This window comes from Microseira wollei NIES-4236, from assembly GCF_020521235.1.
GTDB lineage: Bacteria > Cyanobacteriota > Cyanobacteriia > Cyanobacteriales > Aerosakkonemataceae > Microseira > Microseira wollei.
On record NZ_BLAY01000001.1, the window covers coordinates 78,446 to 104,294 of the forward strand.

A 25,849-nucleotide genomic window follows, 5' to 3' on the forward strand; every position below is an offset into this window, starting at 1 on the left:
CTTGAGAACCTAATATAAACGACAACAGAAGATGTTATTATATGGGCATTTTTTTAGGTAAATTATTGCCGAGAAACCTTGTTTATATGTAGGGGCACGGCGGGAGAAACATTCGGTACAACAAAACATTTGATGATTGCCGTGCCCCGACGATTTTTCAGGGTTTCTGTGTAGGGGCACGGCGCGCGAAATATTCGGTACAACAAAACATTTGATGATTGCCCTGCCCCGAGGATTTTTCCGGTTTTCTGTGTAGGGGCACGGCGGGAGAAACATTCGGTACAACAAAACATTTGATGATTGCCGTGCCCCGAGGATTTTTCCGGTTTTCTGTGTAGGGGCACGGCGCGCGAAATATGCGGTACAACAAAACATTTTATGATTGCCGACGATTTTTCACAGTTTATATGTAGGGGCACGGCGGGAGAAACATTCGGTACAACAAAACATTTGATGATTGCCGTGCCCCGAGGATTTTTCCGGTTTTCTGTGTAGGGGCACGCCGCGCGAAACATTCGGTACAACAAAACATTTGATGATTGCCCTGCCCCGACGATTTTTCAGGGTTTCTGTGTAGGGGCACGGCGCGCGAAATATTCGGTACAACAAAACATTTGATGATTGCCGACGATTTTTCACAGTTTATTTGAGCCACACCCCGCTCTAAAGAGACGGGGATTCAGGCCAGGAATTAAAGTTAGCTTTTCGCTCATCAATAGCTATCTGGCTAACCGTTTCTGGCTTCATGCAGAACTGCTCTGAGGGTGAATGACTCAACCTACTTTTGGACGCGCCTAATCGTTCGCAGTTGATTTGAAAGTCCTTCCATGCCTGCATTAAGTAAGGCTCCGACCTTTCCCACTCATTTTGAGCAAGATGCAATAGAAGGTTGTCTTCGTCATTAACAAATCTACTCAGGTATGCACTAAAAAGATCGCGATGCATCACCACTCCTGTTTGGTCATAGTGAACGCGCTCTGAAAGTTTTTTCTTAATCCGTTCACCAGTCAAATGGGTTTGCGACAGTGCAGTACGTGAAGTAGAAAACTTAACGAATTGCCCGCCAGCACTTACAGCAAGAGCGAGCTAATTCAGATTGCACAAAACCGGGAGACTTAGCAGAAATGGCTTTACCATATCGCCTCTGCCATGCCTTCACCGATACATTTTCAGTTTTGATCTGATTACCATGCCTCAAAATCTCATTGACGATTCTCCGGTTTTGAGACTTAGCATAAGCGCTCTTGCGTCGATCTATTTCTTGCTTTTTGCGAGCTAACTTTTGATAGGTTTTGGATTTCTTCCATTGACGCTTACCCGGTTTTGTTTTACCTTTCTTCAGGACAATCTTACGCCCTACTTGACCAGAAAAATCTCTTGAGTAGTTGTCAGGATTGCTGGCTCTTTGAGAGCGCTGCATCTGACGCTGTAATGCTTTGATTTCACGGGAGTATGTTGGTACTTGTTCTGCAAATGCGAGCAGTCCGGCGTTGTCACTTACGAAAGCAATGTTGGAGATGTTAATATCTAGTCCAATAACGCCATCAGTTACATAATTTTTCTCTTTTTGATAGGGCTGTCCCTCGTTAATTAACTGAACATACCAGCGCTGCTTACCATTGAGTTCTCGAGCCAGTGCGGTCTTGGGGTTCCCCCAAGTGGAGCATCTGGCGTGCCACAGAAGGCGAACGTATTTTACCGGATGATTTAAGCCATGTTGGATAACAGGGTTTTGAGCATCAATATCAGAGGTTAGGGTTAACTTACCCCAAACTAGCTGGTCGTTTTTCCACCTAATTCCTTGCTTGTTAGTTTTGCCTTCTACGCTTCTAAATCTGGAAGGTACTTTATAGCGAACCTTTTTGGCTCGCCCAAACATTACTTTTTCGCTGGCTCTAAAAGCGCGAGTGGCTAAAACTTGTTGGGTATTTGAGTCAAGCAGTTGAGCTATCCATTTTGAGCGATTACTAACGATTGTTGCATATGCCTGCATGTCGTAGTCAGAATATCTGTATGCTCTTCTTGCAGCGTTGAATGCGTCACTTCTTTTTTTCTTAGTTTCTCTGTTTATTTGTTTGGCTTGCTGGAAGGCTTCTGAGCTTTTCACAAGATTCATTCTTACCATTGCTTCGTTCAGGCAAGCATTGTATAGTTGTCTCGCTGCTTGAAAACGAGACAGTAGTTCTTTCTGCTGCTTGCTATCTACAATCAGTGGAATTTCTGTGATGAATGATGAAGTCTTGCTTTTAGCCAATTGCTATCACCTCTTGTTGCTGTAAGTTAAATTATAATTTACTCCTTTTAACCTGAGTGTTAATATTAATTAAATTCACCTAATATTGACGGCAGATAAATCTGCTCGCATCGCGTTTCCGCCCCGATTTAAAAATGCGGGGCTACCACGCTCCCGGTATTTTTAGGTGTAGGGGCACGGCGGGAGAAATATTCCGTACAAGAAAACATTTTATGATTGCCGTGCCCCGACGATTTTTCATATTGAGATCTTGCACCAATTTCATAGCCCGCCAGGGAATAAATTCCAAAGCTGACAGCGCAAGTCCGTTAAAACAAACTGATTTGATGGCATTGAGTCGGTTTGAACCGACTTTCGCTATTAGCCCTGCAATTTGCAGGGCGGGCTATGAGATTGGTGCAATATCTGAACATAGAAACCCGGTTTCTTTGCGTCAGTCCCGATCTTATTTCCCCCATTCATACCAGTTCACTTTTGTCATCTTTCTTGGTATATACGCCTAACGGCGTATGCCTAATTGTGCATTACCTTTGGTAAAAAAAGTAGAAAAAATAAAAATGGTATAACCCCAAACAATATGGACTTGCTTAAAAGCTGAGGTAGCCGCTTTGTGGGGGCTATCCTAAAAAAATTTCGCAAAAATCCCTCTAAAGTAAGCTTTCTTTTCCAGGGATATCGCTTTACTTTGGGAATGGGTCATGGCTCGTGGGTCATGGGTAATAATTCTGATCGTTAACCAGGAACTACGAACTATGAACCAAGCAGTTTTACAAGCATAGTCCAGCTTGAGAAATGCCGTGAAAATTCCTAGTTCTATTGTCACTTTAATTGCCGGTATCGTCATAACCCTGGTCAGCCTCTGGTACGGTCACAATCACGGCTTACTGCCAGTTGCTGCTTCAGAAGAAGCACCCTTGGTAGACGGGTTATTCGATACAATGATGACCATTTCTACCGGGTTATTTCTGATAGTTGAGGGGGCATTAATTATTTCGATCTTCCGGTTTCGCCGCCGCCCTGGCGATACGACAGATGCCGCACCCGTTCACGGGAACATTCCTTTAGAAATTCTCTGGACGGCAATTCCAGCGGTAATTGTCTTCATTATCGGGATCTACAGCTTTGAAGTTTACAACTCGATGGGGGGCTTAGATCCGATGGCGGCCCACGGGCATAAAATGGAAGCGAAGATAACGCGGGGGGCTGCGATCGCAGGCACATTATCTCACAACAATACACCCCCCTCCAACCAAGTTGCCGTAGGCGTGGGTGCTTCCCCAGAAAAAGGTGTTACCCCTGAATTAGACATTAACGTAACAGGGCTGCAATTTGCCTGGATTTTTAACTACCCAGATAGCGGTGTTGTCTCTGGAGAATTACACGTTCCCCAAGGGCGGGAAGTTCAACTAAACATTAGCGCCAGCGATGTTATTCATTCATTTTGGGTTCCCCAATTCCGCCTCAAACAAGACGCAATTCCAGGTCAAGAAACCCAGCTAAGATTTACACCCAGCAAACTAGGCGAATACCCGGTTATTTGTGCCGAACTCTGCGGCGCTTATCACGGTGGCATGAAAACGCGGGTTATCGTTCAAACACCAGAAGAATTCGATGCTTGGTTACAAAGTCAAACCCAAGCCGCAAGCAATAACAATTTGAATCAAGCCGTAGCCATTAACCCGCAAGAAATGTCGGCAGAAGAATATTTAGCCCCCTACTCAGAAAAAATGGGAGTTAATCCAGAAACCCTAGCCCAATTACACCATTAAATTGGTAATAGGTCATTGGTAATGGGTAATTGGTAATTCTAAATCAACAAAAACGCCAATTAGCCATTAGCCATTAGCCATTAGCCATTAGCCATTAGCAATTAGCCATGACAAGCAATATAGAGCTTCAAGCCCAAGCCAATAGAGTCGTTCATAACGAAGAACCGCTGTTTAGAAATTGGCGCGACTACTTTACGTTTAATACCGACCACAAAGTTATTGCAATTCAATACCTGGTCACGTCCTTTTGCTTCTACTTAATCGGCGGTTCCTTAGCGACGGCGATGCGAACCGAACTGGCAACGCCAGATGTGGATTTTGTCAGCCGCGAACTTTATAACGGCTTGTTGACGGTTCACGGGACGGTGATGATTTTCTTGTGGATTGTACCGGCAGGCGCGGGGATAGCTAACTTTTTAATCCCGCTAATGATTGGGGCGCGGGATATGGCGTTTCCTAAACTCAATGCCGTTGCTTTTTGGATTATCCCGTTTGGCGGTTTATTGCTGATTAGCAGTTTCTTTTTAGAAGCACCCCAAGCAGGTTGGACATCCTATCCACCTTTGAGCATTCTTAACGCCAAAGTCGGTCAGGCAATTTGGATTACTAGCGTCCTTTTACTCGGTACTTCCTCAATTTTGGGGGCAATTAACTTTCTGGTCACAATCTTAAAAATGCGAATTCCCGGCATGGGAATCAATCAAATGCCTTTGTTCTGCTGGTCAATGATGGCGACTTCCGCACTAATTTTAATTGGAACGCCAGTGTTAGCCGGTGCTTTGATTTTACTGGCGTTTGATTTAATCGCCGGGACGGCATTTTTTAACCCGACTGGCGGGGGCGATCCAGTCGTGTATCAGCACTTATTCTGGTTTTATTCGCACCCAGCGGTTTATATCATGATTGTGCCTTTATTTGGGGCAATTTCGGAAATTATTCCGGTTCATTCCCGCAAACCAATTTTTGGATATCGCGCGATCGCATACTCAAGTATCGCCATTGCTTTCTTGGGTTTACTTGTTTGGGCGCACCACATGTTTACCAGCGGCACTCCCGCTTGGTTGCGGATGTTTTTTATGATCGCCACGATGGTGATTGCCGTGCCAACCGGAATTAAAGTATTTAGCTGGTTGGCAACAATTTGGGGCGGTAAGTTACGTTTAAACAGCGCCATGCTATTTGCAATGGGGTTTGTTTCCATGTTCGTGATCGGCGGAATCAGCGGCGTTATGGTGGCTTCCGTACCCTTTGATATTCACGTTCACGATACTTACTTTATCGTCGCCCACCTGCACTACGTTTTGTTTGGCGGTTCGGTTTTTGGTATTTATGCCTCGCTTTATCATTGGTTCCCCAAAATGACGGGACGGATGATGAATGAAACTTGGGGTATCGTTCACTTTGCCCTCACGTTTGCTGGTTTTAATTTGACCTTTTTACCGATGCACGAACTCGGTTTATTGGGAATGAACCGCCGCGTGGCAGAATATGACCCTGCACTCGCACCGCTGAATTTGTTATGTACGATTGGTGCTTATCTGCTTGCGGTTTCTACTATTCCCTTCCTCGTCAACGCCGCTTGGAGTTGGCTATATGGCCCCTTAGCGGGTGATAATCCTTGGCAAGCACTAACTTTGGAGTGGACAACCCCCTCGCCGCCACCAGCAGAAAATTTTGCTACCACGCCGGTTTTAGCCATTGGTCCTTATGACTATGGTATGGGAAACCGCAACACCGAAGTCGATGTCCCCTTCTCGGAAGCAGAAGATCCAGCTTTATCCGCCGGACCAAATTCTGCACTACGTGCCGATCCCGACCCCGCAAAAGCGGCGCATCCCGACGACCGTCAAGGATAATTTTAGATTTTAGATTGCAGATTTCAGATTGAAATTAAATCTAAAATCTGCAACAGGAATAAAGCTGGGGCAATAAATATGGTGGAACGGTGCGTTACGCTACCGAAGAGAGCACCCTACATATGGAGACTCTGCGTAAGTCCTGTGCAATCAAATTGACCAATTACCCATTAGCCATTAGCAATTAACAATTCATGCAAAGTTCAACTATCGAGCCATCTAAAACTGCTCTAAACTATCACCATAAAGCTGAAGCAGCTCATGGTGAAGCCCATCCCGATCACCGTATATTTGGGTTGCTAGTATTCCTAGTGGCAGAAGGGATGATTTTTATGGGGCTATTTAGCGCCTATCTCACCTTCCGCGCCGTTGCACCCGTTTGGCCTCCCGCAGGTACGCCTGAGTTAGAATTATTGCTGCCTGGAATTAATACTTTGGTGCTAATTTCTAGCAGTTTTGTGATTCACCAAGCCGATACGGCGATTAAAAATAACAACGTCGCCGCAATGCGGAATTGGTTTATCGCCACCGCTGTTATGGGCGTACTTTTCCTCGCCGGACAAGGTTACGAATACAGCCATCTGGAGTTTGGTCTGAAAAGCAATCTATTTGCCAGTACGTTTTACGTTTTAACGGGTTTCCACGGTTTGCACGTTTGCGTGGGCGTGTTGGCAATTCTGGCAGTGTTGTGGCGATCGCTTAAACCGAATCACTATTCCAGTCAACACTACTTTGGCATCGAAGCAGCCGAACTCTACTGGCACTTTGTAGATATTATTTGGGTGATTCTCTTTTTCCTGCTTTACATTCTTTAGATTCCCTCATCAAGCGTTTTTTGACCAAAATGTCCCCAATTGGGGATATTTTTCTTGACTTTCATCTTCAATCTTGACAAAACTACTTTTGGGTGATATAATAAATATTTTTTAAATTATCCTGTGCATGGGTAGGACCTAAATATATCTCCTCGTTCGCAAGGAATGTACAGCTTGTATTGGTCTATCTTTTTGAGTAATATGAATATTCCTTCGCGAACGTGTAACTTATGGCTGAACTCGTTTTAAGCAAACCCCAGGCTCAGCAGTTTAACAATGTATTAAGTTTGGCATTTAAGTGGAAAAAAAGTATAAATTAACATGCAGTACTCAGTAAAAACCCTAGAAAGTTGGCAGGAGTTCATATAACCATTATCTGACCTGAGCCTTGGTTTAGCTGGGTGGGATGCGCTTTCCCGGCAGGCGATCGCGCAGTTTTGGCGCGAAAAATCGCTGTGCGGGTTCGATCCAGACAGCTGTCGTGGGAAAAATCAACTTTTCCTAGTTTAGGGAACCTTTTTGCCGCAATTCGCTCCTAAGCTACAGGTCAGGGTGCGTAGTTTGACGAGCAACTTTGTTTTAAGGAAACAATCAACCGATGAACCACACTGACGATAATCTCCTAGTTCGCAAGGACGCTAAGGATCTCACCCCCCAAGAAAAACAGCGGTTTGTCAACGCGGTTTTAGCGTTAAAAAATAGACCTTCCTCCTACACAATTTTTAATCCCGCAACCAATACGACTGAAACTGCTCCCAATGCCTATGATTACTTCGTCAGGTTGCACCAACTAGCTTTTGGGCAAGTAGACGCGAGGGGAGAAATGGCGTTTGAAATGCCACCCGTCCACGGTGGGCCACCATTCCTGCCGTGGCATCGCGAATTTATCCGCAGGTTCGAGCAAGAACTACAGTTGGTAGACCCAGGCGTCAGCCTACCTTACTGGGACCCCACCAGGTCAGACAGTACCAGAGCCGTTTTCAGCGACGATTTTATGGGAGGTTCCGGCGAAGCGCAAGATAATTATTTTGTGCGAACCGGGCCGTTTAAAGCACCCGATGTCTCGCGGCGGAATCAACCGACGGAACAGCTAAACCAGCAGAACGTGTGGACGCTGACGTTTAATTCGCGATCGCAAGTAAACCCGACCGGACAGGCGCGATTTTTACAGCGCACCTTTGGTTCCATCTTCGATCCGTCCTCAGTATTTTTCGGCAGTGCCAACTTACCGACACAAGCGGATGTAGAAGAAGCCCTCAGCCAACCCACCTACGATACCTTTCGATCCACTGTGGAAGCAACGCCCCACGGACGCCCCCATGTCTGGGTGGGTGGCGCGATGGGTTTGGCGACTTCTCCTAACGATGCGGTCTTTTTCCTGCACCACGCCAACATTGACCGCCTCTGGGATGAGTGGATCGAACGCAACCAAAATAATCCCAACTTTCGTCCGTATCTTCCCCTAGACGGCGCGCCGGGAAGTGCTGGACTTGACATCAACGACCCTTTATTTAATTTCGGGGATGTCTCTCCAGAGCAACTGCTGGCTACCGAACCTCTGGGTTACACATACGATACAAGCGATCGCCAACCCACCCAAACCCCCGACCCCCAAAACCCCAATCCCCCAAGCCCCAATCCCCCAAGCCCCAATCCCCCAAGCCCCAATCCCCCAAGCCCCGAACCCGGTATCGATCCATCCCTACCCCAAATCTCCGTTAACGACCCATCGGTAGGGGAAGGTAGCGGGGAATTAAACTTTACCATCAGCTTGTCGGAGCCAAGCTTGCAGACTGTGACGGTAAACTATGCTTTGACATTTGCCAACATAGAAGGCAATACCGCCTACGAAACAGTTTTATCCGGCAACCAAGAAGTCCCGCCCGTCAATTCCAAAGCCACCGGCTTCGGCTTTTTCCAACTTAACGGCAAAGGCGATGCTCTGACTTATGCAACAAAAATTTCCGGCTTAGATTTTGGGCCGTTGTTGGGCCTAGCGCCTCAAACCTCTGATACAGGGGATGATGTTACTGGCGTTCACTTTCACGTCGGGTCATCAAACGTCAACGGCCCGGTTGTTTTAGATATTTCCAAAGGTCAAGACGCAGACGACTGGAAGGCTACGATTAACCCAGATGGTTCTACCATCATTACCGGGGTTTGGGAAACAACCGATAAAGCCACTAAATCCATTAGCGAGTTTACCGCCAGTCTCAAGTCGGCAACTCCCGGAGACGATACCAAGCTGTACCTAAACGTTCATACCAAAAGGTTGCCAGGGGGAGAAATTCGCGGTCAAATTACCGGCGGACGTCCCGACGTTAGTGCGATTGCCTCTAAGGGTCAGATAACGTTCAGCCCAGGCCAAACCAAACAAGTTATTACTTTAAACGTTATCGATGATAGGCTGCCGGAGTTTGACGAAACAGCGCCGCTCTTTTTGAGCAACCCCAAAGGCGCTGCGATCGCCGACGCCCAAGGTCTTGCTAAGATTCTGGATAATGACGGTGGCGGTGGTGTGGGTCTACCCGAAACACCCCAGACGGGTGGTAAAGGCAACGATACCCTTTCCGGCGACAGCGGCAACAACACCATCTCTGGCGGCGATGGGGATGATTTCTTTTATGCCGGGGATGGAGACGACCAAGTCTTTGGCGGCAAAGGCAAGGACTTCTTCTACGGTGACGGCGGTAACGACGACATCAACGGCAACCAAGGCAACGATACCCTGTATGGAGGTAAAGGCAATAACACCCTCTACGGTGGTAAAGGGGATGACGATGTCTACGGCGATGGGGACGACGATGTCCTTTACGGCAATATAGGTAGCGATCGCATCTACGGTAAAGGCAAAGATCAACTCTACGGCAACCAAGACAACGACTCGATCTATGGTGGAGAAGGCGACAGCACGATCTACGGCGGTCAAGGCGATGACATGGTCTGCGGCGACAGCGGCAACGATGAAGTTTATGGAGATAAAGGTAAAGACACCGTCATTGGTGTCGCTCCCAAAGCTGCCAGACCTGGAATGGGCGAGATCGATCGTCTCACGGGTGGTTCCGAATCAGATACGTTCATCCTGGGAAGTAAGATTGGCGCCTACTACAACGACGGCAACACCAAAGACAAGGGTTTGAGCGATTACGCTATCATTACCGACTTCAACAGCAAGGAAGATTTTATCCTGCTCTCAGGTTCCGCATCCGGCTATCGGCTGGTTGCCTCTCCCAAGGGTTTACCCAGCGGGACGGCAATTTACCAGAGAACCGTTGCTGAGGATGAACTGATTGCAATCGTCAAAGACGCTACGGATTTGAGTTTGTCAAGCAGTTACTTTAATTACATCTAACTGCTGCAATGGGGCAGATGAGCGAGAATCCGTGCATAATACATCCAAGGCTTCCTCATCTTACCCTGTTATTATGCCCCCCATTATCTTGCTGCCCCTATTGGTATTGAGCGTTTTATGCTTGACTAACGCGATCGTGCTTTACCCTTTAGAATTGCTCCGGACGTTTAGCATCCCAGGGTGGCTGAGTTTAGTTGCGATCGCCCTAGTGCTTTCTTGGTGCTTCGGCGAGTAGACCAGGTCGATCAACTTACAATTGATTGGGAATTAACTTTTAATACAAAAGACATCTCCCTAGCAGAGCAAATCCGATCAAAATGGCTGGCAGAATTCCAATTCCTTTTCGTTCTAAGCGTCGTGTCGCAAACCTCTCGCGCGAGGCAAACCCAGTTAGACCTCAAACTGCGGCGCGCCCTACTAGCGCCAAATACCGAGCCGTCGTGTTGATGCTGATGGTCACTTCGTTTATGAGCGTTTGCACGGCTCGTTTGGTGCAACTGCAACTGCTGCAAGGACAGTACTACCGGAAGCAAGCCGAACAAAACCGCGTGCGCTTGATCCCGATGGCATCGGCGAGGGGCAATATTGTAGACCGTAAAGGCAAAGTGATGGCAGCCAGTCGGGTAGCTCGCTCGGTGTTTGTGTGGCCCTTGCAACAAACCCCCGCCCAATGGCAAGTCACGGCGAATAAACTGAGCGCCATCCTGGATATTCCCAGCGAGGAAATCCTGGAAAAATTAGACCAGGCAGGCTATGTATCGGCTTTGCCAGTAAGGGTGGCGCAAAATCTCTCCCCGGAAGCCTTCGTCGCCCTGGAAGAACTGGCGACTCAATTTCAGGGTTTGGAAATCCGCGCCGAGTCGAGCCGTTACTATCCCAACGGGGAAATAGCTTCCCACGTTTTGGGATACATCGGCGAAGCGACGAGCGCAGATATGAAAGCAAACCCCGACTTTCCTGTAGGGATGATTGTCGGCAAAATGGGAGTCGAACGCCTCGCCGATAAACAGATCAGAGGCATCTGGGGCAGCCGCTTGATCGAAGTGGATGCCAGAGGCAAAGAATTGCGCGAAATGGGCATCCGTCAGCCCCAGGCGGGCGCTCAAGTCACCCTCACCTTGGATCTCGACCTGCAAAAAACAGCTGAACAAGCTCTAGGCCGTCGGCGGGGTGCAGTTGCGGTTATCGACCCCAGAACGGGGGCAGTTTTGGCGCTGGCTAGCACCCCGACGTTTGACCCCAATTTCTTTACGCGCAAGGTGTCTAGGGCTGAGTGGCAGAGCCTTCAGGCACGCAACAAGCCGTTTCTCAATCGCGCTTTGCAAGGCTATCCACCCGGCAGTACGTTCAAAATTGTCACCTCGGCGGCGGGGATGGGTTCTGGAAAATATTCCCCAGGCTCAAGGATTGCTACCTCGGCTGGTATCAGTCTGGGTGGATTCTTTTTCGGGGAACACTCAGGCAGCGGTTATGGCGTAATTGGCTTTCGTCAGGCGCTAGCGGTTAGCAGCAATACCTTCTTTTACCGCATGGGGCTAAAAGTAGGGCCAGAAGAAATTTCTAAGTGGGGTCATAAGCTGGGAATTGGCAACGTAACCGATCTGAAGTTGCCGGGAGGCACTCACGGCAGTCTCCCGACGCCGGAGGAAAAACAGAAGCTTTATAAAGAACCCTGGTATCCAGGGGATACCATTAGCATGTCCATCGGTCAAGGCTTAGTGCTGGTGACTCCCTTAGAGATGGCGGTGGTGGTAAGTGCGATCGCTAACGGCGGGATGCGCGTTAAACCCCATTTGCTTGCCGATCAAACTAAAACCGCCGAATATAAACCAGAACCCACAGGTCTATCCCCAGACGCAGTTGATGCGATTCGTTCTGGACTCAGAGCTGCGGTAACACAAGGAACTGCTAAAAAGCTCAACGATGGTTCTCTTCCTCCAACAGCAGGTAAGACGGGGACGGCGGAAGTACCCCACGGTCGCCGAAGCAATGCCGTGTTTGTGGGTTATGCCCCGGTAAACAAACCGACCATAGCGATCGCGGTCGTCGTCGAAAATGGTGGCTACGGCGGCGTGACTGCGGTTCCCATCGCCCGCGAGGTCTTCAGAACTTATTTCAATCAACGCAAATAGGTAATGGGTAATGGCTAATGGCTAATGGCTAATTGTTTTTTGCCATTAGCCATTAGCTATTAGCTAAACCAGCAACGAACTACCCCCGTAAAGATTAGCCAAATCGGAACTTCTTTGTAGCGCCCAAGCCCGACGCACCGCAGCATCAGCATTGACTAACCCATGACCAAAGGTATTATCCCGCCCTGGGACACCCAAGTCCATTGCCGTATTGGTCAAAATTTGACGCACCTGCCCTGCATTTAAGTTGGGATTGACACTCCAAACTAGCGAGGCAATGCCAGCTAAATTGGGATTGGAAGCAGAAGTTCCGGGAAAATAATTCACACTGCCATATTTATCCATCGCGGGCGAATCTGTTGCCGCCATTAAGGTCAAATTAGACCCGCGATTAGAATATGGTGCAATATTTGCCACCTTGGCGTTTAATAAACCATTCACCCACTCGTATTGCCACTGACGTACCCCATTAACATCCCCTATGGTTTGCAATGCGCCAACTGACATGACGTTGCTGTGCGTTGTTTCCAGCCTTGCCAGACCATTAACGCTGGTTAGATAGTTTGGATCGGCGAAATTACCGCCTGGACCGCCATTCCCCGCAGCAACTGCAAACAGGGCAATATCCGAGTTATTTTCGATTAGCTGTTCGAGTTGCTCCCGCGTAGCCCCCCAATAATTTAGCCAACCATCCTCTTGAATTCCTCCTTGGAATACAACTCGCATATTATTGGCGCGTGCGTAATTAATTGTGTCACCAATCCCTTGCAGTAAAGAGACACCTCGATACACGTCGTTCACGTATACTTGGCTGTTCCAATTGATGCCAGCAATCCCAGAATTGTTGTTAGCTGTTGACGACATAATACTAATCGACGAATGCCCGTGTCCGTAAGTATTCTTGCCGTTATTCGGGTTATTGTCATCGTCTTCGTTATCATCGTCGGTTGGATCGGTTATCAAACGCCCCTGTGCTATATCAACGATGCTGCCGCTTGCTCCCGCTGCTGTCAATATTCCCGTATCTAAAGAAGCCAATAATACGTTATTCGCTCCTTGAGTAAAGCGCCAAGCGCTATCTACATCGGATACGTGCAGATTCCACTGATAATCAAAATACCCATCCTTGGGCCGAACTTGCAGTTCTAAATTTGTCCCGTCTGCAAACTTGAGGTTTTCAATTCCTTGAAAATAGATTTCTCCTCCATTAGCCAGGGTTAAATAATCAAAGGCTGTCCCTTTAAAAATTGCTTGATTCGCTGTCGAGTTGGACAATGGATTGAACCCACTGAGCTTCATGCCATTGATGCTCGTCACATCATTGCGAGAAATTCCGGCAAGATTGAGCGTATCTGTGCCGCCGCGTCCCAGAAATACTGCTCCTTCTCCCGGTACGTTCGAGTAATTCAGGGTGTCGGCAGTAAATGTGCCAATGCTTTTATTCCAAGGTAAAATTTCTAAGCTTTGGAAGGGGGAGAAAATCTTTTGACCGCTGGTTGTAGTTCCAATTGCACGAACTAGATATTCGCCCTCAGATAGATTTGAAAAGTTCGCTAGATTAATCAGATTATTAGATAATTTATTCTCAGTCCAATTTCCTAAACTATCTACAATACGATCAAATTGCACAAGTTCCAGCTCAACCTTTGACACAGATGCTCCGTTGGCTAAGTCATAGCTAACCCGGAGCGCTCCGCCTTTAAACACAGTATCGAGAGTGTTATCGCCGGAAGCATCAATTACGCTAAAATTAGTAAAATTTGGAACAGTATTAATAGGTACGATCGCAGGTGGATTGGGGCTGACACTCGGAGGGATTGGATTAGCTGCCAAACCTGTCCAATTTGTCAAGTCTTGTTGGCTAGATGTGTTGCCTGGATTGGGAATGGAAATGTTGGTAAAATTGGTTAAAATGTCGTTGTTGATGCTGTCGCTAGAAGTCTTTGGCGGGTTACTCGATGGGATGGCAGACACCGTAAGATTGTCAGCGTTGCTGGCAGCACCAAATGGATAAATCTTGATGTAGTAAGTGCCTGGATCTAAGATTGTATCGACGGTTTCGTTGCTTGTGCTGACATTGGTCGAACTGTGCAACACCTGACGGCTATCAGATAGCAGCTGCATGTCAGCATTCGCGCTCATGCCGCTGAGGGACATGTGGCAGCCGCTGCGACTGCTAAGAGTGAACTGATAAAGATCGTAGGGGTCAACGGCGTCGATAGCATCGGTAAACCTCTGGGGACTGGAAGTGATATTTAGAACCCTATACGTACCGGATGATTGCCCTGCATTGTCGAATAGCATAAATAACCCCCTTAGGGATCGTACTTCCACTATACAGGCGAGTTTCGGGTATTATGGGCTACAGAAAGAGTTTTACCTAAAAATTACAAAATCTTTATAAAAGCTTTAAAATACCTATTTAGATAGATGCCCCAGATGGGTTCCCTAGCCAAATCCCTGACTTTTCGCCACAAATCCGCGCGATCGCGTTCTCAGGGAAAGAGCGTATTACTTAGTATTGCCTGACACATGTTCTTTGGATTTGCATTTGCTCAAGTGCATGTCGCGCCATAGTCAAGCATAAGTCAGGCAATCTCAACTATTTCTCAAGCTGACTCTCAAGCAGCCGTTGTTTTTAATCAATATTATCGCAGCGATCGCGCAGCGGAAGGGAGGCATATCGCCTTATTCATCCTAGAGGAGAAATCATCCCATGCCATTCCTAATGCCTGGGCCACTCAACTACCCGATCTGATATTTTTCTAAAGTCAAAGTGACCCAGAAGTTAGCCACTCATATCCGGCTGAGTCAACAGCGTTGCTTAATTTCGGTATATTTTAGCACGACAAGTTACAAAACTTTGTAAAGTGTTGCCGGAATTCCTTGACGCTTTTGTGAAGCTTTAGCTAAGCTGACTTAGTAGTAAATAAAATACAAACAAGCTACAAAAGCGTTGTTTAAGTATTTTTACGGCGAAGAGAAGTAATTCTTTTTGCTCGTTATCGCGGCGTTGCAATACCGACGGAACCGATGCCAAGCCCAGTTAAAAAAAGGGGGTTGGGGGATTTTCATGGGGCAAAAACGTGAAAGTCAGTAAACCCTGCATCAGTTCTGAGCAAGTTTTAGCAGGAAGCATGAGACAAGGGCAAGCTTGGTGCAACTACCGCTAGTTCAAACCAACACTAATGCTCACTAGAAGCAAAGTATGCAAAACAATCAACCGATCGACGACATAATGGCGTTTGGTCAGCAACAACAGCAGCTGGAAAATCAAACTGTCGAGCGACGTGACGAGAACTTGCGAGATCGCCCCAACCGGGTTCCTGATGCGGAATACGTCCCCAACCAGGTGATTGTCAAGTTCAACTCAGGAGTTCAGACAGCAGACATCGAGTCTTTGCAACAAAGTCTAGGTGCTACAGTTCTCGGCACAACGACAAATCTGGGTATTCAACTGTGGGAACTCAGAAGTCTGACTGCGGATCAAGCGATTGCCACCTTTGGTAACGATTCCAGGATCGAATATATCGAACGCAACTATATCCGCAGTTTGGATGCAACCCCCAACGACCCCAGTTTTAACCAACTTTGGGGGCTAAACAATACCGGACAGACAGGTGGAAAGCTGGATGCCGACATCGACGCCCCAGAAGCCTGGAATATTCAAACCGGCAATAATGTTGTGGTTGGGGTGATTGATACAGGGGTAGATTACAATCACCCGGATCTAGCTGCCAACATTTGGACAAATCCGGGAGAAATTGCCGGAGATGGAATCGATAATGACGGCAACGGGTACGTGGATGATATTCACGGCTATGACTTTTCCGATGGAGACTCGAACCCGTTGGATTATCAGGGACACGGTACCCATGTCGCAGGCACAATAGGCGCAGTTGGTAATAACAGCACCGGCGTTGCTGGCGTCAACTGGTCAGCCAAAATCATGCCGATCAAGATTTTCCCTAACGCCACAGACTTCAACATTGTCAAGGCGATAGAGTATAGCGCCAACATGGGGGTGAAAGTCACCAACAATAGCTGGGGAGGTGGTCCCGGTTCTGCGGCACTCAAAGATGCGATTCAATATGCTGGGAGCAAAGGACAGTTATTTATTGCCGCCGCCGGGAATGATGCAACAAATACCGATATATTTCCCCACTATCCTTCCGGCTTCAACCTGGATAACATTATCTCGGTTGCTGCCACAGACCACAACGATGCCCTAGCCTATTTTTCCAACTACGGTGCCACATCCGTAGACTTGGGTGCACCTGGAGATAATATCTACAGCACCCTACCGAATAACAGCTACGGCACCTACAGCGGCACCTCGATGGCAACCCCCCACGTAGCTGGGGTAGCCAGTTTGATTTGGTCGCAATACCCGAACCTGACAGCACCGCAGGTTAAGGATCGGATTCTGAACTTCGCCGATCCCATTGCTGCCTTAAACGGAAAAACCGTTACTGGAGGACGACTCAACGCTTTTAACTCACTCCTGCTGCAACCGGGTAAAGGTGCGATTAGCGGCATCAAGTGGAATGACAAAGACGTTGATGGTATCAAAGACAACAACGAGTCTGGTTTAGCAGGCTGGAAGATTTATCTAGACCAGAACAACAACGGTAAGCTAGACCCAGGAGAAACCTCTACCACCACCGACGCCTCTGGTGCTTATAGCCTGATTAATCTGCAACCAGGTACTTACACCGTCGCTGAAGTACCGCAACCGGATTGGGAACAAACCTTCCCAACAGGAGGTACGCACGCGGTAAACGTAGCAGCCAACCAGATTGTTGACAACATTAACTTCGGCAACCGCGATACTAATTTTGGTGTCATCAAAGGCACTCAGTGGAACGACTTAGACGGCGACGGCATCAAAGATATCGGCGAACCGGGACTCAGCAACCGGACAACTTATATAGACCAAAACAAAAACGGTGTGTTCGATCCGGGCGAACTGTCCGCTCAAACCGATGCTAATGGCAACTATACCTTTACCGACTTGGCAACAGGAACTTATCAAGTTGGCGCAGTGCCGCAGACTGGCTGGCAGCCGACCTTCCCGTCAGGCGGGGTGCAAACGGTCACTCTCAGCAAGGGCGAGATTGAAACCAAAATCGACTTTGGTAACAAAGCGCTACCCGGAGAAATCCAAGGCATCAAGTGGAAAGACACGGACGGCGACGGTGCTAAAGATGCCAGCGAAACCGGACTTGCGGGCTGGACTATCTTCCTGGACGCTGACTTTGACGGTATTCTCGACCCTGGGGAGACTTTCACCACCACTGGCGTCAACGGCGAATACAGCTTCAAAAACCTAGCACCGGACACCTACACGGTAGCTGAAGTGGTGAAACAGGGTTGGACACAAACCTCTCCTGGCGCCCCTGGTAACAAGAGTTTTGAAACGGGTAACTTCACCAGTTGGCAAACCTTGGGCAACACCAGCATCCAAACAGCTGCCTATGGTGCTACTCCGACCGATGGTACTTATGACGCTTTGATTACCAACGGCGTTGGTTCGGTCAGCGATACAGCATTGGAAAGCTTCGCGGGATTGGCTGCCGGTAGCTTAGACGCCTTGGGCAACGGCAACGCCACCGAAGGGTCGGTTATCACACAAACAATCTCCGTGCCTAAAGGGGCTAAATTAACCTTCGATTGGAACTTCCTCACCAACGAAGGAACGCCCAGTTTCTTCAACGATTTTGCCTTCGTTGCCATCGGGTCAAATCCCTCGAACACACTGGCTAACACCAAGAGTTCTTTCGTCACTTCTCCTACGATTTTTGAGGAAGAGACCGGATTCGGCACCTTCTCCCAAACCTTCACGACAGCTGGAACCTATACGGTAGCTGTCGGGATGGTGGATGTAGGAGATACTGGTTTCGATTCCGGTCTGCTAGTAGATAACTTCTCTCTTACAGATGACGCAGGCAACCCCTTGCCAGGTTCCCACACAATAACGATTAATCCAGGACAAACGGTCAAAGGCGTTGACTTTGGCAACAAGGCACTATCCGGAGAAATCAAAGGCATCAAGTGGAACGACCAAAATGGGGATGGGGTGCAAGACCCCGATGAACCGGGACTGGCAAACTGGACAATTTATTTAGACGCGAACCAGAATAGCAAGCTTGACCAAGGGGAAATCGCGGTCGTCACCGATGCTAATGGTAATTATGCTTTCACCGACTTGGAACCGGGTACTTACACCGTCGCCGAAGTCATGCAAAACGGTTGGCAGCAGACAACTCCAGTAAACCCCACCAATAAGAGTTTTGAAACGGGTGACTTCACCAGTTGGGAAACCAAAGGCAACACTACCATCCAAACCGATGCGTTTAAATCTGGCCCGACAGATGGCATTTATGACGCTTTTGTCACCAACGGCACTGGTTCCTTCAGCGATACGAACCTGGAAACCTACCTGGGTTTGACCCCAGGCAAGTTGGACAGCTTGGGCAATGGCAACGCTACGGAAGGTTCGGTTCTCAAGAAGACAATAACAGTGTCCGCTGGCACAAAGTTGAGCTGCGATTGGAACTTCTTTACCAAAGAGGGAACGCCGAGTTCTTACAACGATTTTGCCTTCTTCTCCGTTGGGGGTGGCGCTTTGACGACGCTGGCAAACACCAAGAGTTCTTTCGTAACTTCTGCTACTTCTTTCCCGAAAGAAACTAAGTTTGGGACTTACAGCTACACCTTCACCAAGGGTGGAACTTACGATGTGGCTGTCGGGGTTGCGGATGTGGGAGATACTGGGATTGATTCCGGTTTGCTAGTTGATAACTTCCAGCTGACCGATAGCAATGGTTTGCCTGTCCCAGCTTCCCAGAAGGTCACTCTCAGTGCTGGTGATATTTTGACACTCCCCATGCCTAAAGGCAAGGGGATTCTTGGCTCAACGTCGCAACTTGCTCGACCAGGGTTGCCCCAAGCAGAGTAGAGGTTCCGACTCCCCAAGCGTTACTTCCCGGATGCCCTCCGGTAGACTTTGCTTTTGACAAAATGTTGATGGCTGCATTCACATCACGTTGTAGAACACATCCACATTTGCAGACGTGTGTTCGGGTTGACAACGTCTTTTTCACGATACTTCCACACCTACTGCACTTTTGGCTTGTGTAGTGAGGTGGAACAGCCACAACTTGAGTGCTGAACTTCCTAGCATTGTATTCCAGCCAACGACGAAAAGCGCTCCAAGCCACATCGCTAATTGACTTGGATAAACGACGATTCTTTACCAGTCCTCTCACATTTAAGTCTTCATAGGCGACAAAAGCGTTAGCCTTGCATACGTTACGCGCCATTCTCTTGGCGTGTTCTTCCCGTTGCCTACTTACTCTTAAATGTTTCCGAGCATATCGCCCTCTAGCTTTTCGTCTGTTGTTTTTCCCTTTTTCCTTTTTATAAATTCTACGTTGAGCGTGTTTGATGGCTTTTTCGGCTTGGCGGAGAAAACGAGGATTTTCTTCGTGATGCCCATTAGAATCGGAGTAAAAATACTCTAATCCCACATCCAATCCAATCTCGCTGTTTCCGTTTCTAGGCTCAAGTTGAGCATCAACTTTGACGCAAAACTGAACATAATAACCATCTGCCTTGCGTACAATCCGGACTCGCTTGATTAACTCGATTGGGTATGTGTGGATATCCCATTTACCCAACAACTTAACTTCACCAATACCTTTCTTGTCTGAGAAAGTGATTCGGCGCTTTGTTTGGTGTAGCTTCCATCCTGACGTTTTGTACTCAACAGAACGGCTATCTTTTTTAAATTGAGGATAACCTTTCTTGCCTGGTTTGTTCTTCTTGCAATTATCAAAAAACCTGTTGATTGCGCGTTCCACGTTTTCAACGGATGCTTGACATGCGTGGCTGTTCAAGTTTTTGACAAAATCAAACTCTGCTCGCAATTGAGTGTTGTACTGATATAGCTGTTTCTTGCCCACTCCACGGTTATCCATCCAATAACGTAATACTTTGTTCCGTACAAACTGACTTGTACGGATAGCTTCGTCTATCGCTGTGGATTGAGACTTTTTGAGAACTGCTTTGTACTCTAGTACCAACACTCTTGAATCACCTCCTGTTTTTTGTTAGTGTATGGCTTATAGACCCATAATAACATATAAAACTTTGTTATGCCAAAGAAATACGCAGCTAAAAAATTAACTGTTCGACTAAGTGAGCAGGAGTGGGAGATAGTCCAGAAGGTGTCGGAGTCTGAAGGTATTGACTACAACGATGTGATTCGTGATGCAGTGCGGAGACTAGGACGGGGAATAAATTCCCCATCGGGCTTATCCCCATAGCTAGAAGCTAGGGGCTTGCGCCCTCCGATTTCCGGTCAATGACATTAATTTTGGCAACCAACAGGTTCCTCAACTGTCTATCAGTAACGCAACTGTTACCGAAGGGGATGTAGGAACTGCCAATGCTACTTTCACCGTTAGTCTATCTCAGCCTGCAACCAAGACAGTGACGGTGCAGTATGCCACGGCGAACAGTACGGCTAAAGCTGGGGAAGACTATATCGCTGCTAGCGGTACCCTGACGTTTAATCCGGGGGATACTACTAAAACCCTATCGGTATCGGTGATTGGCGATACCATATCTGAACCAGACGAGATTTTCTTCGTCAACCTGAGTAACCCTAGCTTTGCCATCATCGCCGATGCCAAAGCTACGGGTACTATCCGCAACAACGACACCAAAGCGACTCTCGGCAAGGACACGATTTACGGCACTTTCGGCAATGATTCGATTGATGGGTTAGCAGGTAGCGATTTAATCTACGGCGGTACTGGCAATGATTCGCTCTTCGGCGGCGAAGGTAACGACTCCCTCTCTGGCGAGGCGGGTAACGATATCCTCAATGGTGGCAATGGGAAAGACTCGCTTGTTGGTGGCGCTGGCAATGATTCTCTCGCTGGCGGGGCAGATGATGACACCCTCGTTGGCAGTGCTGGAAATGACTCCCTCTCCGGTGATGATGGCAACGACAATTTAGTCGGCGGTGCTGGAAATGACTCCCTCTCCGGCGGCAATGGCAACGACACCCTCAGTGGCGTTGACTCCTCCAATAGCGCCCCCGGAAAAGGCGAGTTAGATACTCTGATTGGTGGGCTAGGCTCAGATCGTTTCGTTCTGGGGGATGCTAGCAAGGGAGCCTACTATAACGATGGCAATGCCAGCAATAGCGGCACGAGCGATTTCGCTCTGATAACTGACTTTAGTACCACCCAGGATTTCATCCAGCTAGCAGGAGTTGCTGCTAACTACATTCTGTCTTCCAGCGTCGGCAATACCGATATCTTCCGCGATAACGATGGCACGCCTGGGTTCAGTGCTAATGATGAACTGATTGCTCGCGTGGCGGGCGTGACGGGTTTAAATCTGAGCGCTAGCTACTTTGTCTACGTGTAGTTCTACAGGACTTACCCACGACGATCCTAGAAACCGGGTTTCCAGCTGCGATCTCTAGTTCCAAAGCGACGATTTTTCATAGAAACCCGGTTTCTTTGCGTAAGTCCTGTTCCAGCTAGATCTGGCTAGAACCCCGACTTCTTAAACAAGTCGGGGTTCTGAGCGTTACCCATACCATTATCGCTGCCGATTGTCAAGCATATAACAAGATATTAAAGCTTTTATCAAGTTATATTTTTTGAGGGATCGATTCCCAGTTGGAATGCTTACACTTGATTAGTATCGTAAGCTACGCATGAACGGTCAGGTGGCAGCATCACAATCTCAAAGTAAAATAACAGTTTTACTTTCAGCTTCGCGAAATGTGGTGTAGCATTTTTGACTAAGTGGCTAGGGTTTATTAGGATATTATCAAGAGGAATTAACCAGGGGGCGATCGCAATGCTGGAACTAAAATCGCGTCAACTCGATCAATCAGAGGAAGAAACGGCAACAGAAGCATCAGAGGCGGATTTGCAACAGCGGGTGGAAGAGCTGCAACGGGCGGATCGGTCGCTGTACAATCTGATGGGGATGGAAGTCTGGGCGATCGCAAAAACGATGGACGATATATATCCCGGTTTTTGGCATCAGTTTATGGAGAATCGTCGGATTGCTTGTAAGCAGTTTATGCAGGAGAAAAGGCAAGCTCATCGTTCCCAAGATTGATATAGTTTGAAGGTAGGTTTCTCCCTTGGTTCATGTCTGCTCAATTTTTTAGTCAGCCCATACCTGAGATCGGCGTTGAGGAATTGGCTAGCCGTCTAGCATCTGCCACTGATGGGATACAGTTAATTGATGTGCGAGAAATGTCTGAGGTAGCGATCGCTCATGTGGATGGCTTTGAAGTCCTTCCCTTAAGCGAATTCAACTCTTGGTCTGAGCAGATTCAGACTCGTTTCGATCCTAATGCAGAAACTCTCGTCATGTGTCACCACGGCGTTAGATCGGCTCAAATGTGCCAATGGTTAATGACTCAGGGGTTCACCAACGTTAAAAATGTAGTTGGCGGGATAGATGCTTATTCTATCTTGGTCGATCCTTCAGTTCCGCGCTATTAAATTAGACCTCTGGGAAAAGTCCTTTTCAGAAGATTTCAAGAGCGGGCACCGACGCCCACCCCACAAGAATTTTTCTGGTTTTGTGGGGTGGGCATCCTGCGCGCATCAAATATTTTTGCCAGAGGTCTATTGATACAGATGCTTGGGGGCGGGTTGAGCCAAATTGTTGGTAAAACCCGCCTCTATACAATGAAAAGAAATTCAAATGAGAGACTTAACAATAAAGGTTGAGGATAATCCAACCAAAGAAGATATTCGTACTTTTATCAAAAACCTGGTTGATTACAACGCCTCGCAGGTAGGTAAAAATGTTTCCTATCCAATAGCCATTTTTATTCGAGATAGTGAAGGCAAAATAGTCGGTGGTTTGGTCGGCGAAACTTATTGGGAATGGATGTGAGTTTCCCAACTTTGGGTTAGCGAAGCGCTTCGAGGTCAAGGATATGGACGGGAATTAATGCTAAAAGCAGAATCAGAAGCCAAAAAGCGCGGTTGTCATCATTGTTATCTCGATAAGTTTAGCTTTCAAGCGCTGGGTTTTTACCAGAAACTCGGCTATCAAATATTTGGCATTCTCCAAGATTTCCCACCCGGACATCAACGATATTTTTGACAAAAACACAACTTATAACCCTGGTTGTACCGTCAAGCGACATCAGTCTCGGCTTTGCTATCGTAGAAGTGAAGCCATCTATGTTACTACGGGTGCATCGGCGATATGCCTCGCCTCCGGCACGCGCGAGCGATCGCATACCACCATTTTCCCCTTCTGGCGCGGAACATAGCAGCCATATCTTAAAATCTTTGTATTGCTTGCTACCATTGCCGTCCCAATCAGCGCGGAAAATATGATAAGTGACGTGAGGATAAACTTGCCTCAATTTGGATGCGAGTTTAGCGGCGATTGTTGCGCAGCATAATATTGTATCAAAAAATGTCAGACTTCGATAGAAAAACTTTAATCTGTACCGCGATGTATACGAAACAGTGGGAATTTTGTTATTATCCTTGATCAAATTTGAGAAAACATATGGCTTTCTCGCAGCAATTTTTTAATAATTCCATAAAGCTCGACTGCCGCTTGACAAATCTATGCAAATCCATCTGACAGACAGACAACAACAAGTTCTTTGGGCAACAGTACGTCACTACATCGCAACGGCAGAACCCGTGGGATCGAAGGCGTTGGTAGACGAATATAACCTTAGCGTCAGTCCAGCGACGATTCGCAACGCAATGGGCGTTTTAGAAAAAGCGGGTTTGTTGTATCAACCCCATACGTCAGCGGGACGGGTTCCCTCGGACTCTGGTTACCGCATTTATGTTGACCAACTGATTACGCCTTCAGAACCCCTAGCACGTCAGGTGGAACAGTTGTTACAAGATCGGTTGCAGCAAAAAAATTGGAGTTTGGAGGCGCTGTTGCAGGGCGCTGCTCAAATCCTAGCGACAATCAGCGGTTATATTACCCTGATTACGATGCCTCAGACTCGGACTAACAAATTGCGACATTTGCAACTGTTACAAATTGAGACGGGACGGGTGATGCTGATTGTGGTAACCGAGCATTATGAAACCCAATCGGTGTTGATGCAATTACCCCAGACCGAGAATAACGCCCAACTTGATGAGGAGATTTTAGCGAGAGAGTTGCAGATTCTCTCTAACTTTTTGAATAGTCAGTTAAGGGGGCGAAGTCTTTCTGAAATTGCTTCCCTAGACTGGACTCAAGTGGATCGGGAATTTCAACAATATGCCGAATTTCTGAAAAATTTACTAGCAGAAGTCATATTAAGGTTTCAACCAAGTGCTGGGACGCAAATTCTGATTCGCGGCGTGTCGGAGGTGTTGCGTCAACCAGAATTTTCCGAATTGCAGCAAGTGCAAACGCTAATCCACCTATTGGAAGAAGAGCAAGAGCAGTTGTGGCCTTTAATATTTGAATCACCTGCAAGCAAACAGCTAGGAAAGCGCGTAACGGTGCGAATTGGAGCGGAAAATACTCTAGAACCGATCCGCACTTGTACGCTGATTAGTGCTACTTATCGGCAAGGTGCGATGCCGGTGGGGAGTGTGGGGGTTTTGGGACCAACGCGGATGGTTTATGAGAATGCGATCGCTGTAGTAGAAGCTGCGGCAGATTATCTCTCTGAAGCGTTAAGTTAATTTTTTGAACCGCGATAGACACGAAGTGTCTTCCCGTAGGGTAGACGCAAAGAACGCGAAGAAGGAGGAGTGTGGTTAGAAAAGTTGCATTTTGGTTATTGTGGGTTGGTTTTGTGGGCTACGCTTTTTTGCTAGCGCCTCCCAATCAACCAGATACTCCTGATTTGATTCAAAATCTTTCTACGGGAAATTGGCAAGGGATTAATTCTTTAATTGTCTCCCTGTTTAATATTATGGGCGTTTGGCCTATGATTTATGCTTGTCTGCTGTTGGCGGATGGTAGGGGACAAAAATTACCGGCATGGTTGTTTACTGGTTTGTCGTTTGCGGTTGGTGCTTTTGCGATATTACCTTATTTAGGGTTGCGCGAACCCAATCGGGGGTTTGTCGGTAGTAAGAATATTACTCTGAAGATACTCGACTCGCGTTTTACGGGTTTGATTCTAACTCTGGTTACGGTTGGACTCGTTTACTATGGTTTACGCGATGGTAATTGGGCAGATTTTATCCAACAGTGGACTAGCGATCGCTTTATCCACGTGATGAGTTTGGATTTTTGTCTGCTATCTCTCATATTTCCCGCGTTGTTGGGCGATGATATGGCGCGGCGAGGTATAAAAAATCCGCTAGTTTTTTGGGGAGTATCCCTGATTCCTTTATTTGGACCGCTTGCCTATCTTTGCTTGCGTCCTTCGCTTCCAGAATCTTCACTAAAGGTAGAAGCGGAAACTGTTGCTAGCACCACGCGCTAAGCGGTAAAACCAGAGGGAGAGGGTTTTCCTCTCTCTTTTGGCCTATTTTTTAGATTTAACTAAAGATAGATTTAACCTTTTATAGGTTACGTTTAGAATTAATTCATAACCTTGCATATATCCGTTCTCCAGCCTGCGATCGCCAGTCGCAGGCTCCTACTTAATAACATGGTTCATATCCCTTAAAATGCTGGCTAATAGCTAATTGT

The 25,849-nt window shown here is 47.4% G+C and carries 19 protein-coding genes and 2 pseudogenes; 16 read left to right on the plus strand and 5 right to left on the minus strand.

Features of this window, described 5'->3' with window-relative positions; all coding sequences use genetic code 11:
- Positions 1-62: 62 nt before the first annotated feature.
- Positions 63-293, minus strand: coding sequence for a hypothetical protein (locus MiSe_RS00360; RefSeq protein WP_226572619.1), 231 nt, complete (start codon positions 291-293; stop codon positions 63-65).
- Between the two features lie 7 nt (positions 294-300).
- Between MiSe_RS00360 and MiSe_RS00365 the strand changes: the two genes are divergently transcribed.
- Positions 301-495 carry a hypothetical protein gene (locus MiSe_RS00365; RefSeq protein WP_226572620.1) on the plus strand — a complete coding sequence of 65 codons (195 nt, stop codon included), beginning with the start codon at positions 301-303 and terminating at the stop codon, positions 493-495.
- A 168-nt stretch (positions 496-663) separates the two neighbouring features.
- Here MiSe_RS00365 and MiSe_RS00375 read toward each other — a convergent pair.
- A pseudogene (locus MiSe_RS00375) lies at positions 664-2,254 on the minus strand (nuclease/transposase family protein).
- Positions 2,255-3,051: 797 nt separating this feature from the next.
- Here MiSe_RS00375 and MiSe_RS00380 point away from each other — a divergent pair.
- From MiSe_RS00380 to mrdA, 6 genes are all read left to right on the plus strand, one after another.
- Positions 3,052-4,023 (plus strand): cytochrome c oxidase subunit II, encoded by a 972-nt coding sequence (locus MiSe_RS00380; RefSeq protein ID WP_226572626.1) that lies wholly within the window; start codon positions 3,052-3,054, stop codon positions 4,021-4,023.
- A gap of 107 nt (positions 4,024-4,130) precedes the next feature.
- On the plus strand, positions 4,131-5,879 hold the full coding sequence (gene ctaD, locus MiSe_RS00385; RefSeq protein ID WP_226572627.1) for a cytochrome c oxidase subunit I: 1,749 nt from the start codon (positions 4,131-4,133) through the stop codon (positions 5,877-5,879).
- 194 nt (positions 5,880-6,073) lie between these two features.
- Complete coding sequence (locus MiSe_RS00390) at positions 6,074-6,694, plus strand: cytochrome c oxidase subunit 3 (protein WP_226572628.1); 621 nt, start codon at positions 6,074-6,076, stop codon at positions 6,692-6,694.
- Positions 6,695-7,292: 598 nt separating this feature from the next.
- A complete protein-coding gene (locus MiSe_RS00395; RefSeq protein WP_226572630.1) occupies positions 7,293-10,046 on the plus strand; it encodes a tyrosinase family protein in 2,754 nt (917 codons plus the stop codon).
- Between the two features lie 73 nt (positions 10,047-10,119).
- On the plus strand, positions 10,120-10,281 hold the full coding sequence (locus tag MiSe_RS00400) for a hypothetical protein (RefSeq protein WP_226572638.1): 162 nt from the start codon (positions 10,120-10,122) through the stop codon (positions 10,279-10,281).
- 82 nt (positions 10,282-10,363) lie between these two features.
- On the plus strand, positions 10,364-12,178 hold the full coding sequence (mrdA, locus tag MiSe_RS00405; RefSeq protein ID WP_226572640.1) for a penicillin-binding protein 2: 1,815 nt from the start codon (positions 10,364-10,366) through the stop codon (positions 12,176-12,178).
- A 63-nt stretch (positions 12,179-12,241) separates the two neighbouring features.
- Here mrdA and MiSe_RS00410 read toward each other — a convergent pair whose 3' ends face one another.
- Positions 12,242-14,482: a S8 family serine peptidase gene (locus tag MiSe_RS00410; RefSeq protein WP_226572642.1), complete on the minus strand. Its 2,241-nt coding sequence runs from the start codon at positions 14,480-14,482 to the stop codon at positions 12,242-12,244.
- A gap of 904 nt (positions 14,483-15,386) precedes the next feature.
- Here MiSe_RS00410 and MiSe_RS00415 point away from each other — a divergent pair.
- Positions 15,387-19,139, plus strand: coding sequence for a S8 family serine peptidase (locus MiSe_RS00415; RefSeq protein ID WP_226572644.1), 3,753 nt, complete (start codon positions 15,387-15,389; stop codon positions 19,137-19,139).
- Here the strand turns inward: MiSe_RS00415 and MiSe_RS00420 are convergent.
- Positions 19,072-20,268 carry an RNA-guided endonuclease InsQ/TnpB family protein gene (locus tag MiSe_RS00420; protein ID WP_226572646.1) on the minus strand — a complete coding sequence of 399 codons (1,197 nt, stop codon included), beginning with the start codon at positions 20,266-20,268 and terminating at the stop codon, positions 19,072-19,074. The two genes, MiSe_RS00415 and MiSe_RS00420, sit on opposite strands and share 68 nt — an antisense overlap.
- Before the next feature lie 69 nt (positions 20,269-20,337).
- On the opposite strand from MiSe_RS00420, the gene MiSe_RS00425 reads away from it, so the two are divergent.
- The 6 genes and pseudogenes from MiSe_RS00425 to MiSe_RS00450 all read left to right on the plus strand — a co-directional run.
- On the plus strand, positions 20,338-20,508 hold the full coding sequence (locus MiSe_RS00425; RefSeq protein ID WP_226572648.1) for a ribbon-helix-helix domain-containing protein: 171 nt from the start codon (positions 20,338-20,340) through the stop codon (positions 20,506-20,508).
- 79 nt (positions 20,509-20,587) lie between these two features.
- On the plus strand, positions 20,588-21,622 hold the full coding sequence (locus MiSe_RS00430; protein ID WP_226572932.1) for a calcium-binding protein: 1,035 nt from the start codon (positions 20,588-20,590) through the stop codon (positions 21,620-21,622).
- A gap of 378 nt (positions 21,623-22,000) precedes the next feature.
- Positions 22,001-22,330, plus strand: a complete 330-nt coding sequence (locus MiSe_RS00435; protein ID WP_226572649.1) for a hypothetical protein — start codon at positions 22,001-22,003, stop codon at positions 22,328-22,330.
- A gap of 32 nt (positions 22,331-22,362) precedes the next feature.
- Positions 22,363-22,722 carry a rhodanese-like domain-containing protein gene (locus tag MiSe_RS00440; RefSeq protein ID WP_226572651.1) on the plus strand — a complete coding sequence of 120 codons (360 nt, stop codon included), beginning with the start codon at positions 22,363-22,365 and terminating at the stop codon, positions 22,720-22,722.
- A 205-nt stretch (positions 22,723-22,927) separates the two neighbouring features.
- The gene (locus MiSe_RS00445; protein WP_226572652.1) at positions 22,928-23,122 is read left to right on the plus strand and encodes a hypothetical protein; all 195 of its coding nucleotides are present in this window, start codon (positions 22,928-22,930) and stop codon (positions 23,120-23,122) included.
- 12 nt (positions 23,123-23,134) lie between these two features.
- Positions 23,135-23,335: pseudogene (locus tag MiSe_RS00450) on the plus strand (GNAT family N-acetyltransferase); the annotation flags it as partial.
- A gap of 78 nt (positions 23,336-23,413) precedes the next feature.
- Here the strand turns inward: MiSe_RS00450 and MiSe_RS50715 are convergent.
- Positions 23,414-23,545 carry a hypothetical protein gene (locus tag MiSe_RS50715; protein WP_264196262.1) on the minus strand — a complete coding sequence of 44 codons (132 nt, stop codon included), beginning with the start codon at positions 23,543-23,545 and terminating at the stop codon, positions 23,414-23,416.
- Positions 23,546-23,814: 269 nt separating this feature from the next.
- On the opposite strand from MiSe_RS50715, the gene hrcA reads away from it, so the two are divergent.
- Together hrcA and MiSe_RS00460 are read left to right on the plus strand one after the other, a co-directional pair.
- Entirely contained in the window at positions 23,815-24,888 is a 1,074-nt protein-coding gene (gene hrcA / locus MiSe_RS00455; protein ID WP_226572655.1) for a heat-inducible transcriptional repressor HrcA, read from the plus strand.
- A 71-nt stretch (positions 24,889-24,959) separates the two neighbouring features.
- On the plus strand, positions 24,960-25,640 hold the full coding sequence (locus MiSe_RS00460; protein ID WP_226572657.1) for a DUF2834 domain-containing protein: 681 nt from the start codon (positions 24,960-24,962) through the stop codon (positions 25,638-25,640).
- Positions 25,641-25,849: the final 209 nt, after the last annotated feature.

What these genes read in the sequence shown, in the direction of transcription:
- MiSe_RS00395 (WP_226572630.1), top strand. Translation starts at nt 7,293, where the DNA reads ATGAACCACACTGACGATAATCTCCTAGTTCGCAAGGACGCTAAGGAT.
- MiSe_RS00440 (WP_226572651.1), top strand. Translation starts at nt 22,363, where the DNA reads ATGTCTGCTCAATTTTTTAGTCAGCCCATACCTGAGATCGGCGTTGAG.
- MiSe_RS00360 (WP_226572619.1), bottom strand. Translation starts at nt 293, where the DNA reads ATGTTTTGTTGTACCGAATGTTTCTCCCGCCGTGCCCCTACACAGAAA.
- MiSe_RS00390 (WP_226572628.1), top strand. Translation starts at nt 6,074, where the DNA reads ATGCAAAGTTCAACTATCGAGCCATCTAAAACTGCTCTAAACTATCAC.
- ctaD (WP_226572627.1), top strand. Translation starts at nt 4,131, where the DNA reads ATGACAAGCAATATAGAGCTTCAAGCCCAAGCCAATAGAGTCGTTCAT.
- mrdA (WP_226572640.1), top strand. Translation starts at nt 10,364, where the DNA reads ATGGCTGGCAGAATTCCAATTCCTTTTCGTTCTAAGCGTCGTGTCGCA.
- MiSe_RS00425 (WP_226572648.1), top strand. Translation starts at nt 20,338, where the DNA reads ATGCCAAAGAAATACGCAGCTAAAAAATTAACTGTTCGACTAAGTGAG.
- MiSe_RS00400 (WP_226572638.1), top strand. Translation starts at nt 10,120, where the DNA reads ATGCCCCCCATTATCTTGCTGCCCCTATTGGTATTGAGCGTTTTATGC.
- MiSe_RS00415 (WP_226572644.1), top strand. Translation starts at nt 15,387, where the DNA reads ATGCAAAACAATCAACCGATCGACGACATAATGGCGTTTGGTCAGCAA.
- MiSe_RS00410 (WP_226572642.1), bottom strand. Translation starts at nt 14,482, where the DNA reads ATGCTATTCGACAATGCAGGGCAATCATCCGGTACGTATAGGGTTCTA.
- MiSe_RS00445 (WP_226572652.1), top strand. Translation starts at nt 22,928, where the DNA reads ATGAGAGACTTAACAATAAAGGTTGAGGATAATCCAACCAAAGAAGAT.
- hrcA (WP_226572655.1), top strand. Translation starts at nt 23,815, where the DNA reads ATGCAAATCCATCTGACAGACAGACAACAACAAGTTCTTTGGGCAACA.
- MiSe_RS50715 (WP_264196262.1), bottom strand. Translation starts at nt 23,545, where the DNA reads ATGGTAGCAAGCAATACAAAGATTTTAAGATATGGCTGCTATGTTCCG.